The following is a 14,837-nucleotide window of genomic DNA, read 5'->3' on the forward strand; positions in this document are numbered from 1 at the left end:
CACAAAAGCGTTATGCGGACGTCATGAAAGGGCTTTAGCCGGTTCCTCACCCTAAACCTGGTGAAAGGAACGACAATGATCAGGAAATTCACGATGACCGGCCTCGCGCTGGTTTTCTCCGCCACCTCCTCGTTTGCCGCGACCAATATCAGCTGGTGGCACGGCATGGCCGGCCGCAATGGCGAAGTCATCAACGAGATCGCCACCAAGTTCAACGCATCGCAGACGGCTTGCGCGCTCACCCCGGTTTCCAAGGGCACCTATGAGGAAGCGCTGGCTTCCGGCATCGCCGCTTTCCGTTCGGGCGAACAGCCGAACATCCTGCAGGTCTTCGATGCTGGTGCAGCAACGATCATCAACGCCAAGGGCGCCGTTATCCCGGCTGAAGACCTGATCAACAACGCCGGCTACACGTTCGACCGCGAAGCCTTCATCGATGGCGTGCGCTACTTCTACGCCGATAGCGACGGCAAGTTCGTCGGCATGCCGTTCAACTCGTCGGCTCCGATCATGTACATCAACGACGAAGCCCTGAAGAAGGCCGGCGTCGAAGCCCCGAAGACCTGGGAAGAATTCGAAGCTGCCGCTCCCAAGCTCAAGGCAGCCGGTTTCATCCCGCTCGTCCAGTCGCAGCTGACCTGGCAGTTCACCGAGAACTTCTTCTCGCGCAACAACATCCAGTTCGCCACCAACAACAACGGTTACGACAGCGTCACCGACACGCAGCTGAAGGTCACCGACCCGAACCTCATCATGATGTTCGACAAGCTGAAGGCCTGGGCCGATGAAGGCTACTTCGCCTATTACGGCGCCGGCTGGAACGATAACCAGAAGATGTTCGAAGAAAACAAGGCCGCCCTCTGGATCGGTTCGTCGGGCTCGTTCGGCGGCCTGACCAAGACGGCCCAGATGCCTTTCTCGGCAACCTTCCTGCCGTACTGGGGTTCGATCAAGGGTGCAGGCACATCGTCCTTCATCGGCGGCGCAGCGCTGTTTGCAATGGCCGGCAAGCCGGAAGCCGAAAACAAGTGCGTTGCCGACTTCTTCCAGTTCCTGACCTCGCCGGAAATCCAGAAGTTCTACCATCAGGCAACCGGCTACGTCGCCATTACCAAGGCTGCCTACGAGCTGGCCAAGGCTGAAGGCTACTACAAGGAAAAGCCTGCTGCCGAAGTCGGCATCCAGCAGCTGATGCTGCCGGCTGGTGAATGGTCGAAGGGTTACCGCCTCGGCTTCTACCCGCAGATCCGCGAAATCATGGAACGCGAATACGGCCGCATCTTCGCTGGCGAAGTCTCCGTCAAGGACGCCTTCGATACGATCGAGAAGGAAGGCAACGAACTGCTCGCCCGTTTCGCAAAGACGGCTGGTTGATTTGGTTCCCTTCTCCCCGTCGGGGAGAAGGTGGCCGAAGGCCGGATGAGGGGGTGTTTCGGCGCGTTCAGAGTATGCCGCACCGCCCCCTCATCTCCTCGCTTCACTCGGCACTTCTCCCCGCTGGGGAGAAGAGGGAAGTCCCTCGCACGATCATTTTGAAAGCCCGTTCATGACGAACACGACCACCTCCCAGGCACTGTCCGGAACAATGGCAGCCCCCGGACCCGGCGGGTTTTGGCGCATCCTCGGCCTGAACAAATCCGCCAGCAAGCCGCCGGAAGAGACGGACGCAAAGCGCGTGCAGTTCAGCTCGCGGCTCCTGCCCTATCTGTTTCTGGCGCCGCAGATGGCGATCATCTTCATCTTCTTCTACTGGCCCTCGGTACAGGCAATCCAATCATCCTTCTATCTCGAGGACCCCTTCGGTTTCGGCTCGACCTTCGTCGGTACGGCCAACTATACCGACGTGTTGAAATCCGGCGAATATCTCGGCATCGCCCGTTTCACTGCCGTGTTCACAGCCCTCGTCACGTTCTTTTCGCTTTCGATCGGCCTGCTGCTCGCCGTCAAGGCTGACGGCGTCATCCGCGGCAATGCCACCTACAAGACGCTGCTGATCTGGGTCTATGCCATCGCCCCGCCTGTCGCCGGCCTGATGGGCATGATGATGTTCGACCAGCATATCGGCCCGCTGGTGAAGGTTGCCGCCTTCTTCGGCTGGGACATGAAGGTCGGGCTGAACTACAACGACACGGCCTTCGCGATGATCGTCGTCTCGGTGTGGAAACAGATTCCCTACAATTTCATCTTCTTCCTCTCCGGCCTGCAGGGCATTCCGGTCTCCGTGCGAGAGGCAGCACTGATGGATTGCCGTTCGGGCTTGCGCCGCTTCTGGACCGTCATCCTGCCGCTGCTCGCCCCGACCGCCTTCTTCCTGTTGATCATCAACACCACCTACGCGCTGTTCGACACGTTCGGCGTCATCGACGTGATGGTGAAGGACAAGGCCGCCAACAACCCGATCACGCTGGTCTACAAGGTCTACATGGATGGCTTCCGCGGCAACGATCTCGGCGGCTCCTCGGCCCAGTCGGTCATCCTGATGATCATCGTCTTCGTGCTCACCATCTTCCAGTTCCGCTTCATCGAGCGGCGCGTCCACTACAATTGAGCGGAGGCGAAACCATGCATCGCACCAAGCTTTTCGATCACGTCATCCTGATGATGGGCGTCTTCTTCATGGTCGGGCCATTGCTCGTCGCCCTGATGACCTCCAGCCACGAGGCCGCCGAGATCCACCGCAATGGGCTGAGCATCCTGCCCGGCGGCCATTTCGTCGAGACCTACACCAAGGTGCTGACCAAGGAGGGCGGCTTCACCGGCAAGATCACCGGCGTCCGGATGATGATGAACTCGCTGATCCTCGGCATCGGCTTTGCCGCGGGCAAGATCATTCTCTCGATGCTGGCGGCCTATGCTCTGGTCTATTTCCGCTTCCGCTTTGCCACCATCACCTTCTGGATGATCTTCACGACGCTGCTTCTGCCGCTCGAAGTGCGCATCCTGCCGTCCTACGAAGTGATGAACACGCTGAAGCTGACCAACACCTATACCGGCCTGATCGTGCCGCTGCTGGCGTCGGCCACCGGCACCTTCTATTTCCGCCAGTTCTTCAAATCGATCCCCGACGAACTCCTGGAAGCCGCCCGCATCGATGGCGCCGGACCGTTCAAGTTCTTCATCGACGTGATCGTGCCTTTGTCGAAGACGATGATCGCGGCGATCTTCATCATCATGTTCGTCTATGGCTGGAACCAGTATCTCTGGCCGACGCTGATGACCACCGACGAGAGCTTCTTCACGCTGGTGCGCGGCATCAAGCAGATCCTGCTCGTCTGGGTCGGCTCCAACATTCCCGATTACAACGAAGCCTTTGCGCTGGCGATCCTCGCCATGGTGCCACCTGTGATGATCGTGATGATCTTCCAGCGCTGGTTCATCAAAGGCCTCACCGAAAGCGACAAGTAAAGGAACACCACCATGGCAGCGATCAACATCACCAATGTTTCGAAGATCTACGCAGGCGGTGTCGAGGCGGTGAAATCCGTCTCGATCGACATCGCGGACGGCGAGTTCATCGTGCTGGTCGGCCCGTCCGGCTGCGGCAAGTCCACGCTGCTGCGCATGGTCGCGGGGCTCGAGGCGATCTCCAGGGGCACCGTCGAGATCGGCGACCGGGTGATCAATGACGTCGAACCGGCCGAACGCGATATCGCCATGGTGTTCCAGAACTATGCGCTCTATCCGCATATGACCGTCTACAACAACCTCGCCTATGGGCTGAAGAACCGCGGCACGCCGAAGGCCGAGATCGACGCACGCGTGGCCGAAGCCGCCCGCATGCTGGAGATCGAGCAGTATCTTACCCGCAAGCCACGGGCGCTTTCCGGCGGCCAGCGCCAGCGTGTCGCCATGGGCCGCGCCATCGTGCGCAAACCGGCTGCCTTCCTGTTCGATGAGCCCTTGTCCAACCTCGATGCCAAGCTGCGCGTTTCCATGCGTGGCGAGATCAAGCAGTTGCAGAAGCGCCTCGGCACCACTTCGCTCTACGTCACCCATGACCAGCTGGAAGCCATGACGCTGGCAGACCGCCTCGTCGTCCTCAACGGCGGCCAGATCGAGCAGATCGGCCGGCCGCTCGATGTCTATCACACGCCCGCCTCGACCTTCGTCGCCAGCTTCATCGGTTCTCCTGCGATGAACCTCCTGCGCGGCACCCGTGAGGGCACGCAGCTGCATTTTGGCAGCCAGGTGCTCGACCTAGGCCGCGCCCCGGCATTTCCCGGCCCGGTCACCGTCGGCATCCGCGCCGAAGACCTGCGGATCGCGTCAACCGGCGAACCGTCGCTGACGCTGAAGGTCGAATATATCGAGGAACTCGGCGCCCAGCGCCTCGTTCACGGCACCGTCGACGGCAAGAAGCTGACGGCCTCGCTGTCGCCCGAGATCGGGATCAGCGAAACCCTATCTCTCTCCATCGCCCCGGAACGCCTGCATTTCTTCGATGCCGACACCGGCAAGCGCCTGGCGCAACCGTTCGACGCTTCCGCCACCAAACGCGAAACCGCGCAGACGCTGGAGATGGCTGCCGGGTGAGCAGCGGCCACCTTATCTCCCGTCCAAAAATCGCTTGACGAACCCATAACTCTTTGGCTATTTATCCAAACCAATAGCCAGAGAGTTATGTATTTTCATGCCAGATCAAGCCACGCTTTTTAAAGCCCTTGCCGACCCGACGCGGCGCGCCATCTTCGAGGGCCTGTGCCGTGATGGCGACCAGACCGTTGCGGCACTGACGGCCCGGGCGGGCATTTCGCAGCCGGGCGTGTCGAAGCATCTGGCCATTCTCAAAGGGGCCGGACTGGTCAGCGACCGTCACGAAGGCCGCCAAACCCAATACAGCGCCCAACTTGGCGCCCTTGCGCCTTTGACCGAGTGGACGGACCAGATGACAGGCTTCTGGCAGGGCCGGTTCAACAAGCTCGAAGATTTGCTGAACAGGATGGATCAATGAGCGCTGCACCGGCTTCCACACGCACCATCATTGTCGAGCGGGAGATCGCCCATCCGCCGGAAAAGCTGTGGCGGGCGCTTACCCAGCCGCATCTGATCTCCGAATGGCTGATGAACAACGACTTCAGTCCTGCCGTCGGTCACCGGTTCAATCTTCGCGGCGAATGGGGTGGCGTTCTCGATTGCGAGGTGCTCGTCGTCGAGCCGCAAAAAACGCTGTCCTATACCTGGATTTTCAAGCACGACGATCCGGCCTTTGATCTCAACAGTGTCGTGACGTTTACGCTCACTCCCATCGCCGCAGGAACCCGCCTGCGCATGGAACAGTCGGGATTCCGGCCGGATCAGAAGCAGGCCTATGGCGGTGCCAAAGCAGGCTGGCGCACATTTCTCGCAAAGCTGGAACAGGTTGTCGCGCAGACGGCCTGAAGGTCTCCAACGGTTCTCATCACGGATAACGACGGGAGTTTTCAATGAATTCGAACATGTGGATTCGCCAGGCGCACCGATGGCTATCGATCCTGTTTACTCTCACCGTCATTGCCAATTTTGGGGCGATGGCGCTGGGTGAACCTCCGCCGTGGGTGGTTTACGCGCCGCTGCCGCCACTCTTCCTGCTGCTGTTCACCGGCCTTTACATGTTCGTCTTGCCCTATGCGGTAAGGTGGCGTGGGTCAAAGGCTTGAGCCGGACGCGCCGCTTGTTGTCCTTCCCCTGATGCAATCAATCGAGAGACGCCATGGCCCCTATGATGATCACGGACATTGAAGACTACTTCACAAAGGGATGCGGCCGCTGCGAGCGTTTTGCGGGACCGGACTGTTCCACCCGGCAATGGTCGCAGGGCCTGGACGATCTGCGCCGGATTTGCACCGACGCGGGGCTGGTCGAAATGGTTAAATGGGGCCACCCCTGTTACATGCACCAGGGACGCAACATCGTCATCTTCGGCGCCTTTCGCGGTGATTTCCGCCTGACCTTTTTCAACGCCGCACTGATGAAAGACCCTGAAGGCGTTCTCGAAAAGCAGGGCGCGAACACGCAACATGCCGACATGATCCGCTTCGTTGACAGCGCGGATGTCACACGGATGGAAGACGTTATCCGGTCCTACCTGACGGAGGCGATGGGATACGCCGAGGCCGGCATCAAGCCGCCAAGAGACACGAGCGAACTGGAGTTGCAGGATGAACTGGTTGATGCGCTGGATTCCGATCCCGAACTTGCAGAAGCCTTCTGGGGCCTGACGCCGGGGCGACAGAAAAGCTACGTCATCCATCTCAGCTCGACCAAAAACCCCGAAACGCGCATGGCGCGCATCGAAAAGTTCCGGTCGAAGATCATCGCCGGAAAAGGCGCCATGGAGCGGTAATCGCCGTTCCGGGCGAGGTCGGCCGGATCACCATCGGCTTCCACGCCAATGACCTGCGGATCGCGGCATCCGAAAACAAGCACGTTGAGAGGCTGGCAATGTAAGCGGGCAGGACCGTAATCGGCGCGAAGGAGAGCTGACCAATCAGACATTTGCCGCCGCCCTGTAAACCAAGTGCAGCGTGACGAGATCGTTTCAAAGCCTACGCGCTTCAAGCCGTCGCTTGTCGCGCTCGGCATGTTCCGAGCCCAGCTCTGTCAGACGGAACTGGCGTTTCTGAAATTCCCCTCGGATAAGGATGAAGCCTTGTTCTTCGGCTTCGCTTAAAGTCTTCAGGCTTGTGCCTTTGGGAGGAGACTGCCAATCAACGCCAACGGCGCTGTGCAGCAAAACCATTATCTTGATAATCTCGTTTCTCCATTGCCGTGCATACAGCCGAACACATAGCTTCGCACGTGCGCCACCGCAACGTCTGCGTCTAGCGGGAAGCTGCCGTAGCGTCTGGCCGGATATGCCCGGCACTCGCAGGCCTCCCCAATGCCACCTCTTCGAAGGCGGCCCCGAAGTCCAATCCATCGTCACCCGTTGACTTCGGCATTGTTCACCGCGATAGGGTCGAGCCAAGAATTCTGGCAAGCGCCAGCCAAACAACAGCAGGAGTACAATCATGAGCGAACTGACCGTAGCGGATGCAACAAACCGCATTTATGAATCGCTCCAGGCGGATAATGCCGATATCGACATGCATATCGCCAATCTCAAGGCGGCGCTGACGCGGGCAGGTTTGAAAGAAGCCGTCTTCGACCCGGCCAAGTTGGTGCAGAACAACCGTTCGGGCAGAAAACTGATGCAGGCCTATTTTCGCCAGCGCGGCGTGACGGTGACCTATTCGGCGTCGTGACGCCTTCCCATGACGTCAGCCCGATCGCAGCGGCCGGCTGACACCCTTGAAGTGGGGCGAACGTTCACCCTCACCACATATGGAACAAAAACCCAGTTCTCCGAGTTGTAAGCTATTCGATCACCGCCGCGAGATTGATCTGGAGGCCTTGGCGATGTCCGCGCTGGTCGAAACTTCAGGACTAAGCAAGATTCGAAACCAACGATAGGAGGAAGAAATGTCTTGTTATTCCACTATGGTCGTCGTCGCTGCATCATGCTTTGCGTTGGCCGGATGCCAAACGGCGAACATGAATTCCGCCGCTGGCCCGGCGTCACCCGGCTGCGTGGCTGGGACGGTTGGAGGGGCAGTTGTGGGCGGCGTGGCAGGGTCGGCGATCGGGTCCGGCACAGGCCAACTCTGGGCCGTTGGCGCCGGGGCGACATTGGGCGGTGCTGCCGGTTCTGCAATCGCTTGCGGCCGCTAATTGTTTACGACAAGGCAGGTGGCGAAAGATATGCGTCACTTGCCTGAAAAATAATCTGATTTGTTCATTTGCCGTCATGACCTTAAAGACCCTCGACGTGCAGAGCACGCCGGGGGCTTTTCTGCGCCAAATGGCAGGTCCATTTCCTCAAACAATGCCGCGTTCGCCTCAGAGCGTGTCGATCAGCCCACCGTCCACGCGCATGGAAGCCCCGGTCGTCGCGGATGCCAAGGGCGAGGCGAGATAGGTCACGAGATTGGCAACCTCTTCGACGCTGGTCGCGCGCTGAATGATCGAGCTGGCGCGATGCGTCTTGACGAAGTCCGCCGCAAGCTCCTCGATCGGCTTGCCGGTCTTTGCACGCTCTTCGGCAAGCATCGCCTCGACGCCTTCCGAGAGTGTTGGGCCTGGGAGGACCGAGTTCACGGTCACGCCAGTGCCCGCCATGCGCTTGGCCAACCCGCGGGCTACCGCGATATCTGCGGTCTTGCTCACGCCGTAATGGATCATTTCCACCGGAATATTGAAGCCGGATTCCGACGCGATGAAGATCACCCGGCCCCAGTCGCGGGTCTGCATGCCCGGAAGGTAGGCGCGCGACAGCCGGACGGCCGACATGACGTTGACCTGCCAATGGCGATCCCACACCGCGTCGCTCGCCTCGAAAAAGTCGAGCGGCTGAAAAATACCCGCGTTGTTGATGAGAATGTCCACATGAGGAACCTCTGCGACGAGCGCGTCACAGCCTTCAGCGGTTGCGACATCGGCTGCAAAGGCGGCGACTGTGCCCCTCGCCCCTTCGCCTCTCAAGCGTTCGGCGGCCTTGGCGGTCTTTTCGTCAGACCTTCCATTGATCACCACGTCCGCGCCTGCCCTCGCAAGCTGGCGGGCGATCGCGTAGCCGATGCCTTCGGTAGATCCAGTAATCAGAGCGGTCTTGCCTGCGAGGTCGATCTGCATCTGCTGCTCCTTGTGAGGTTGAGCCCACAAGGTATGAACTTGCGGCCGGTCCCGCAACAGCCCGCGCAGGCCTCGTTTGCGGCAAGAACGCTTGCCTACCAGACCGCTTGCGATTTGCAGACAGTTGCGATAGCGTTGCACCACTTGCAAATTACAAGCAGTCCGATCTGTGAACCCACTGTGAGAAGGGACAGGTCATGGGCAAACTTATTTTGGCAATGAACGTCTCCATCGATGGCTATGTCGATGATCTCGGCGGAAATTTGGTCATGGCCGCCCCAAGCCAAAAGCACTTCGATTACTGGATCGAGACGATCCGCAACCATGTCGGCGCTGTGTATGGCCGGCGGATGTACGAGGTCATGCGCTACTGGGACGATGATCATCCGGAATGGGATGCTTCGCTGCGCGAGTTCGCGGCAGTCTGGCGCAAAATGCCCAAATGGGTCGTTTCACGCACGCTTTCGGAGGCCGGCCCGAACGCCATGCTTATCTCCGGCGATATCGAAACGCAGGTTCGCGACATCGTGGCCCGCACGGACGGTACGCTCAGCGTTTCCGGCCCGGAACTGGCCGGGCTTATGACAAGGCTGGGCCTGATCGAGGAATATCACCTGCACGTGCGGCCGTTCGTGCTCGGCGGGGGCAAACCTTTTTTCCACGCGGCACGGCCTCCGCTGCATCTGGTGTCGAGCACATTGATCGATGATGATACGGTTCATCTGATCTATGTGCCGCGGGACTGAGCGGTAAGGCGAACCGGCGCGGACGTCTGCACATCGCGCACCACCGACGCCATCCGCCGCTCCCCCCAAAAAAATTCATCCCCGCAAATCCCCGCTCTCAAAACCCGTGCCATACTTCTTCCCGTCCCATCACGGATACACCGGTTTGCGTTGCCGGCGAGGTGGGGCCGGTGCCCGGACGGTTTGGCGAAACGCGCGCGAAATTCCCGGGGCTGCGTGAAAGGTGGTTCTCCTCCGGTTCGTGAAAATGAACCGGGCGTGCCGGGTGGTCACACCGTTCTTGGACGGTCCAGGGCCAGACCCCGCCGGATTGAAAGGCTTGGCGGATAAGCGGCCGGGCTGGGGCATTGGAGGCTTTCCTGTCAGAGAGGAAAGCGCAGAAGAACCTGAGAAGCGCGGCAAAAGACACTGAAACGGGGCACATCGCGTGTCACCTACTTCTACTTACCTGAGGCACCCGATGTGCCCCGGCCGATCCTGCCGACCCCAAAGCCGGCAGACATTGCAGATGCTTCAAGCCACGGGCGGAAAAGCCGCCGCGTGATCGGGAAGGCATGTCCAAATATGGCCCCCGGCAGAAATCTGTATGGTTCACCGGATACGATTTGATATAGACAAGCCTCATTCAATGACGCCCCCGATCAACAGGAAATGTCCCATGGCGAAAATCGTAAATGTCGCGGTCCAGATGGATCATGTCTCTGGCATCACTATCGCCGGTGACAGTACCTTTGCCATGAGCCTTGAGGCGCAGGCGCGCGGCTATAAGCTGTTCCATTACACACCGAACCAGCTGTCGCTGCGCGACGGCAAGGTGATCGCCACTGTTCAACCGATGAGCCTGCGCGACGTCAAGGGCGACCACTACACGCTGGGAGATGCCGAGCGCATAGACCTCTCCACCATGGACGTGGTGCTGCTTCGCCAGGATCCGCCCTTCGACATGGCCTATATCACCTCGACGCACCTGCTCGAGCGCGTCCATCCGAAGACGCTTGTGGTCAACGATCCGGCCTGGGTGCGCAACTCGCCGGAAAAAATCTTCGTCACCGAATTTCCCGACCTGATGCCGAAGACGCTGATCACCCGCGATCCCGCCGAGATTGCCAGTTTCCGCGCAGAGATGGGCGATATCATCCTGAAGCCGCTCTATGGCAATGGCGGCGCCGGCGTCTTCCATTCGACCCGCGATGACCGCAACATGTCGTCGCTCCTGGAAATGTTCGGACAAATGTTCCGCGAACCCTTCATCGCCCAGGAATACCTGCCGGCCGTGCGCAAGGGCGACAAGCGCATCCTGCTCGTCGATGGCGAGCCGGTCGGCGCGATCAACCGGGTGCCTGCCGAACACGATGCCCGCTCCAACATGCATGCGGGCGGCACGCCGATGCCGACGGACCTGACGGCGCGGGAAAAGGAAATCTGCGCCCGCATCGGACCGGCGCTGCGTGAACGCGGCTTCCTGCTCGTCGGCATCGATGTGATTGGTGACGTGATGACCGAGATCAATGTCACCTCTCCTACCGGTCTTCGCGAAGTGAAGAAATTCGGCGGCGCCGATATCGCCGCGCTGCTCTGGGACGCGATCGAGCGCAAGCGCGCCTGATGAATGATTGAGCGGCCGGGGCGGCTATCCGTCCCGGCGCCCGATTTCATCCCCCGGATGTTCACGGTTGTTCCGCTCCGTTCCTGAGGTACAACCGAGCCACAACCAGGCCGATTGGAACAGTCGAATCTGTTCGATAATTGTTCTTGTTTTATTCCGTTATTCGTGCAAGATTTCACACCACAACCGGAAAAGGTTGTGGTGGCGGGTTGCTGACCTGCCTCGCGGCAAGAGGGGCAATCATGGTCGCGCGTGTCAGTACGGTTGCATTTCAAGGCATAGAAGGCCTGCCTGTCGATGTTCAGGTGATGGTCGCGCCGGGCAAGGTCGGCATGCAGATCGTCGGCCTTCCCGATAAGGCGGTCGCCGAAAGCCGCGAGCGGGTGCAGGCAGCACTCCACGCCTCCGGCCTGTCGCTACCCGCCAAGAAGGTCACCGTCAATCTTGCGCCTGCTGATCTTCCCAAGGAAGGCTCGCATTTCGACCTGCCGATCGCGCTTGGCCTGATGGCGGCACTCGGCGCCATTCCCGGCGATGCGCTGGATGGATATGTGGTGATCGGCGAACTCAATCTCGATGGCACCATCGCCGCTGTCTCCGGAGCCCTGCCCGCCGCCATCGGCGCCAACGGCCTTGGCAAAGGCCTGATCTGCCCGTCCGACAGCGGCGCTGAGGCCGCCTGGGCGGGATCCGAGATCGACATTCTGGCGCCGCGCAGCCTGATTGCGCTCGCCAATCATTTCCGTGGCACGCAGGTGCTGTCGCGTCCCGAACCGGCCGTGCGTGCCAGCCCCGCCAACATGCCGGATCTCGCTGATATCAAGGGCCAGGAAAGCGCCAAGCGGGCGCTGGAAGTGGCAGCGGCCGGAAACCATAACCTCTTGATGGTCGGTCCGCCCGGTTCCGGCAAGTCGATGCTGGCCGCCCGCCTGCCCTCGATCCTGCCGCCTCTCTCACCGCCGGAACTGCTCGAAGTGTCGATGATCCACTCGATCGCCGGGCAACTGGCCGGCGGTAAGCTGTCGGACCGGCGCCCCTTCCGCACGCCACACCACTCCGCCACCATGGCGGCGATGATCGGCGGCGGCCTGCGCGCCAAGCCGGGCGAAGCGTCGCTGGCCCATAACGGCGTATTGTTTCTCGATGAATTTCCGGAATTCACGCCGCAGGTGCTCGATGCGCTGCGCCAGCCGCTCGAAACCGCCGAATGCATCATTGCCCGCGCCAATCACCGCGTCACCTATCCGGCCGCCATCCAGCTGGTTGCCGCGATGAACCCCTGCCGCTGCGGCATGGCGGGAGAGCCCGGCCATAGCTGCGCCCGTGGCCCGCGCTGCGTCTCCGATTATCAGGGCCGCATCTCAGGTCCGCTGATGGACCGGATCGATATCCGCATCGACGTCCCCTCGGTCACCGCCGCCGACCTGATCCGTCCGGCACCGGCCGAACCGAGCGCCGTCGTCGCCCGGCGGGTGGCGCGCGCCCGCGAAATCCAGATGGACCGCTTCATCGCACTTGGCATGCCGCACATCCTTTCCAATGCCCGCTGCTCAACAGCGATGATTGAAAAGATGACCGAGCCCGACGCTGGCGGACTGCAATTGCTGCGGGATGCGGCGGAGAAAATGAAGTTTTCGGCACGCGGTTATCACCGGGTGCTGAAGGTGGCCCGCACGCTTGCCGATCTCGATGAGAAGGCGACGGTCGGGCGCATTCATCTCGCCGAAGCGATTTCCTACCGGATCGCCGGCGAGCGGTTGACGGCAGCGGCGTAACATTTTCCCCGGCAACGCGAGGCAGGTTATCATCGCGAAGGAAGCGCCTCAGGAGGGTGCTGCCAGTTCTTTGAAAAGAGCATAGTGAAGACGGGGCTGTTCGGTCGCCCTCAGTGCTTTTCGGCAAGTTCCTTCGGCACCAGGAGCAACCGGGTCCCTGCGTGATCAATCGAAAAGGCAGCAAGCTGAGATACGGGATTGCGGTGGCGCCGCCAGATTGCGGCGCCACCGCGCATAAAATCCCTAACCGCCCAGACCTTCGAACAGCGCCGTCGACAGATAGCGCTCTGCAAAGGACGGGATGATCACGACGATGGTCTTGCCTTCGTTTTCCGGGCGCTGGCCGATCGTGATCGCCGCCTTCAGCGCGGCACCGGATGAAATACCCACCGGCACGCCTTCCAGGCGCGCCACGTGACGGGCGGTCTCGATGGCTTCCGGGCTCGAAACGGTGACGATCTCGTCATAGATTTTCGTGTCGAGGATGGCAGGCGCAAAACCGGCGCCGATACCCTGGATCTTGTGCGGACCGGGGGCGCCGCCGGAGAGAACCGGAGATTCGACGGGTTCAACGGCAATGACCTTGACCGACGGCTTCTTCGCCTTCAGCACCTGGCCAGCACCGGTGATCGTGCCTCCCGTGCCGATGCCGGACACGAGAATATCGACGCCACCATCGGTGTCGTTCCAGATTTCCTCGGCCGTCGTCTTGCGGTGGATTTCCGGGTTGGCTGGGTTTTCGAACTGCTGCGGAATGATCGCGTCCGGCAGCGTCGCGGCCAGTTCCTCGGCCTTGGCAATGGCGCCCTTCATACCCTTCGGGCCTTCCGTCAGCACCAGTTCCGCACCGAGCAGAGCCAGCATCTTGCGGCGCTCGATCGACATGGTCTCCGGCATGGTGAGGATGAGCTTGTAGCCCTTTGCAGCGGCAGCAAAGGCGAGCGCGATGCCGGTATTGCCGGAGGTCGGTTCGATCAGCGTCGTCTTGCCGGGGGTGATCTTGCCCTGCGCTTCCAGCGTTTCGATCATCGCGACGCCGATACGGTCCTTGACGGAGGCGATCGGATTGAAGAATTCGAGCTTGGCGAGAAGGTTGGCCTTGACGCCGTTTTCCTTGGCCAGCTTGTCGAGGCGAACGATCGGCGTATCGCCAATGGTCTCGGTGATCGAGGAATAGACGCGGCCGCGGCCGGGTTTGCGCTGTTCTGACATGGTGCTCTCCCTTTTCTCATCAGTTGGCGCAGAGAATAGGGGCAAAGCCTCCGGCATGCCAGAGTACGATTTTCCGCGGGCTTATTCCCGTTGGAAAAAACCGTTGCGTAACCGCCTGTTACGGAACGAATTTTTCAGGCGGCGCGCGTGGCGATATAGGCCGCGGTTGTGCCGATGATACCGGCGGCAATCCGGTTCAGCGATGTCAGGGCGCGGGGCTTTTTGAGGAGCAGCCGGGCACGCGAGGCCAGCAGGATGTATGGGATGACCACGGCCATCAAGACGGTGAAGGATGCACAGACAAGGATGACATATTCCTTGACGCCGATCACATGCAGGTCGATCAGGGTCGGCACCAGGGCGACATAGAAAAGCATCGTCTTCGGGTTGCCCAGCGTCACCAGCAAACCCGAGAGGAACGACAGGCCCATGCTGGCGCTCTTCTTTGCCTCGATCTCCTGCGGCAACAGCCCGGCAGTCCAGAGCTTGTAGGCGATGTACATCAGATAGAGCGCGCCTAAAACCTTGATCACCATGAAGGTCGTGGTGAATGTCTGCGCGACGAAAGCAAGCCCGAGGATAACGCCCGTCAGATAGACGATGTCACCAAGCGCCAGGCCCAGTCCCATGAAAAACGTCTCGCGGAAACCGGAGCCGAGTGCGCGGGCCACAAGCGCCGTCATGCCAGGTCCGGGGATCGCGGCGGCGATGAACAGCGCGGTGCAATAGGCAAAAAGCGTGGCAAGGCTCATCGTCAGGCTCCTGAAGGCAAGGCTGATGTCTAGCGGGTTTTCTCAAGGCTGGCAATTTGTACGCGATTGATCGAAAAGGAAGTTACCGCTAATGCAG

17 protein-coding genes are annotated in these 14,837 nt (G+C 60.5%); 13 read left to right on the plus strand and 4 right to left on the minus strand.

Annotated elements, in window-relative coordinates:
* Window positions 1–75: 75 nt before the first annotated feature.
* The 8 genes from ACSQ3J_RS07070 to ACSQ3J_RS07105 all read left to right on the plus strand — a co-directional run bounded on the left by ACSQ3J_RS07070 (window position 76) and on the right by ACSQ3J_RS07105 (window position 6,322).
* Window positions 76–1,374: an extracellular solute-binding protein gene (locus ACSQ3J_RS07070; protein WP_060500930.1), complete on the plus strand. Its 1,299-nt coding sequence runs from the start codon at window positions 76–78 to the stop codon at window positions 1,372–1,374.
* 349 nt (window positions 1,375–1,723) lie between these two features.
* Window positions 1,724–2,548 (plus strand): ABC transporter permease subunit, encoded by an 825-nt coding sequence (locus tag ACSQ3J_RS07075; RefSeq protein WP_060501421.1) that lies wholly within the window; start codon window positions 1,724–1,726, stop codon window positions 2,546–2,548.
* Window positions 2,549–2,562: 14 nt separating this feature from the next.
* Complete coding sequence (gene ugpE, locus ACSQ3J_RS07080) at window positions 2,563–3,405, plus strand: sn-glycerol-3-phosphate ABC transporter permease UgpE (RefSeq protein WP_060500931.1); 843 nt, start codon at window positions 2,563–2,565, stop codon at window positions 3,403–3,405.
* Between the two features lie 12 nt (window positions 3,406–3,417).
* Complete coding sequence (locus ACSQ3J_RS07085) at window positions 3,418–4,533, plus strand: sn-glycerol-3-phosphate import ATP-binding protein UgpC (protein ID WP_060500933.1); 1,116 nt, start codon at window positions 3,418–3,420, stop codon at window positions 4,531–4,533.
* A gap of 97 nt (window positions 4,534–4,630) precedes the next feature.
* Window positions 4,631–4,951 (plus strand): ArsR/SmtB family transcription factor, encoded by a 321-nt coding sequence (locus ACSQ3J_RS07090; protein WP_060500935.1) that lies wholly within the window; start codon window positions 4,631–4,633, stop codon window positions 4,949–4,951.
* Window positions 4,948–5,379 carry an SRPBCC family protein gene (locus tag ACSQ3J_RS07095; protein WP_060500937.1) on the plus strand — a complete coding sequence of 144 codons (432 nt, stop codon included), beginning with the start codon at window positions 4,948–4,950 and terminating at the stop codon, window positions 5,377–5,379. The genes ACSQ3J_RS07090 and ACSQ3J_RS07095 overlap by 4 nt, the downstream gene beginning before the upstream one ends.
* Window positions 5,380–5,423: 44 nt before the next feature.
* Window positions 5,424–5,636, plus strand: coding sequence for a hypothetical protein (locus ACSQ3J_RS07100; RefSeq protein ID WP_060500939.1), 213 nt, complete (start codon window positions 5,424–5,426; stop codon window positions 5,634–5,636).
* A 65-nt stretch (window positions 5,637–5,701) separates the two neighbouring features.
* On the plus strand, window positions 5,702–6,322 hold the full coding sequence (locus ACSQ3J_RS07105; RefSeq protein ID WP_060501423.1) for a YdeI/OmpD-associated family protein: 621 nt from the start codon (window positions 5,702–5,704) through the stop codon (window positions 6,320–6,322).
* 195 nt (window positions 6,323–6,517) lie between these two features.
* On the opposite strand, the gene ACSQ3J_RS07110 is transcribed toward ACSQ3J_RS07105, so the two are convergent.
* Entirely contained in the window at window positions 6,518–6,718 is a 201-nt protein-coding gene (locus ACSQ3J_RS07110) for a hypothetical protein (protein ID WP_060511960.1), read from the minus strand.
* Between the two features lie 271 nt (window positions 6,719–6,989).
* On the opposite strand from ACSQ3J_RS07110, the gene ACSQ3J_RS07115 reads away from it, so the two are divergent.
* Both ACSQ3J_RS07115 and ACSQ3J_RS07120 read left to right on the plus strand, forming a co-directional pair.
* The gene (locus tag ACSQ3J_RS07115; RefSeq protein WP_060500941.1) at window positions 6,990–7,223 is read left to right on the plus strand and encodes a hypothetical protein; all 234 of its coding nucleotides are present in this window, start codon (window positions 6,990–6,992) and stop codon (window positions 7,221–7,223) included.
* 217 nt (window positions 7,224–7,440) lie between these two features.
* Window positions 7,441–7,689, plus strand: coding sequence for a glycine zipper 2TM domain-containing protein (locus ACSQ3J_RS07120; RefSeq protein WP_060500944.1), 249 nt, complete (start codon window positions 7,441–7,443; stop codon window positions 7,687–7,689).
* Between the two features lie 168 nt (window positions 7,690–7,857).
* Here ACSQ3J_RS07120 and ACSQ3J_RS07125 read toward each other — a convergent pair whose 3' ends face one another.
* Entirely contained in the window at window positions 7,858–8,649 is a 792-nt protein-coding gene (locus tag ACSQ3J_RS07125) for an SDR family NAD(P)-dependent oxidoreductase (protein ID WP_060500947.1), read from the minus strand.
* A gap of 197 nt (window positions 8,650–8,846) precedes the next feature.
* Here ACSQ3J_RS07125 and ACSQ3J_RS07130 point away from each other — a divergent pair, with 197 nt between their 5' ends.
* The 3 genes from ACSQ3J_RS07130 to ACSQ3J_RS07140 all read left to right on the plus strand — a co-directional run bounded on the left by ACSQ3J_RS07130 (window position 8,847) and on the right by ACSQ3J_RS07140 (window position 12,776).
* Window positions 8,847–9,395 carry a dihydrofolate reductase family protein gene (locus ACSQ3J_RS07130; protein WP_060500949.1) on the plus strand — a complete coding sequence of 183 codons (549 nt, stop codon included), beginning with the start codon at window positions 8,847–8,849 and terminating at the stop codon, window positions 9,393–9,395.
* A 658-nt stretch (window positions 9,396–10,053) separates the two neighbouring features.
* Window positions 10,054–11,001, plus strand: coding sequence for a glutathione synthase (gene gshB, locus ACSQ3J_RS07135; RefSeq protein ID WP_060500951.1), 948 nt, complete (start codon window positions 10,054–10,056; stop codon window positions 10,999–11,001).
* Between the two features lie 242 nt (window positions 11,002–11,243).
* Window positions 11,244–12,776, plus strand: a complete 1,533-nt coding sequence (locus tag ACSQ3J_RS07140) for a YifB family Mg chelatase-like AAA ATPase (RefSeq protein ID WP_060500953.1) — start codon at window positions 11,244–11,246, stop codon at window positions 12,774–12,776.
* A gap of 243 nt (window positions 12,777–13,019) precedes the next feature.
* Here ACSQ3J_RS07140 and cysK read toward each other — a convergent pair whose 3' ends face one another.
* A complete protein-coding gene (gene cysK, locus ACSQ3J_RS07145; RefSeq protein ID WP_060500954.1) occupies window positions 13,020–13,988 on the minus strand; it encodes a cysteine synthase A in 969 nt (322 codons plus the stop codon).
* A 134-nt stretch (window positions 13,989–14,122) separates the two neighbouring features.
* Window positions 14,123–14,740 carry a LysE family translocator gene (locus ACSQ3J_RS07150; RefSeq protein WP_060500956.1) on the minus strand — a complete coding sequence of 206 codons (618 nt, stop codon included), beginning with the start codon at window positions 14,738–14,740 and terminating at the stop codon, window positions 14,123–14,125.
* Between the last annotated feature and the right edge of the window lie 97 nt (window positions 14,741–14,837).

The sequence above is a fragment of the Rhizobium sp. LjRoot98 genome (genome assembly GCF_964252935.1).
Classification (GTDB): domain Bacteria; phylum Pseudomonadota; class Alphaproteobacteria; order Rhizobiales; family Rhizobiaceae; genus Pararhizobium.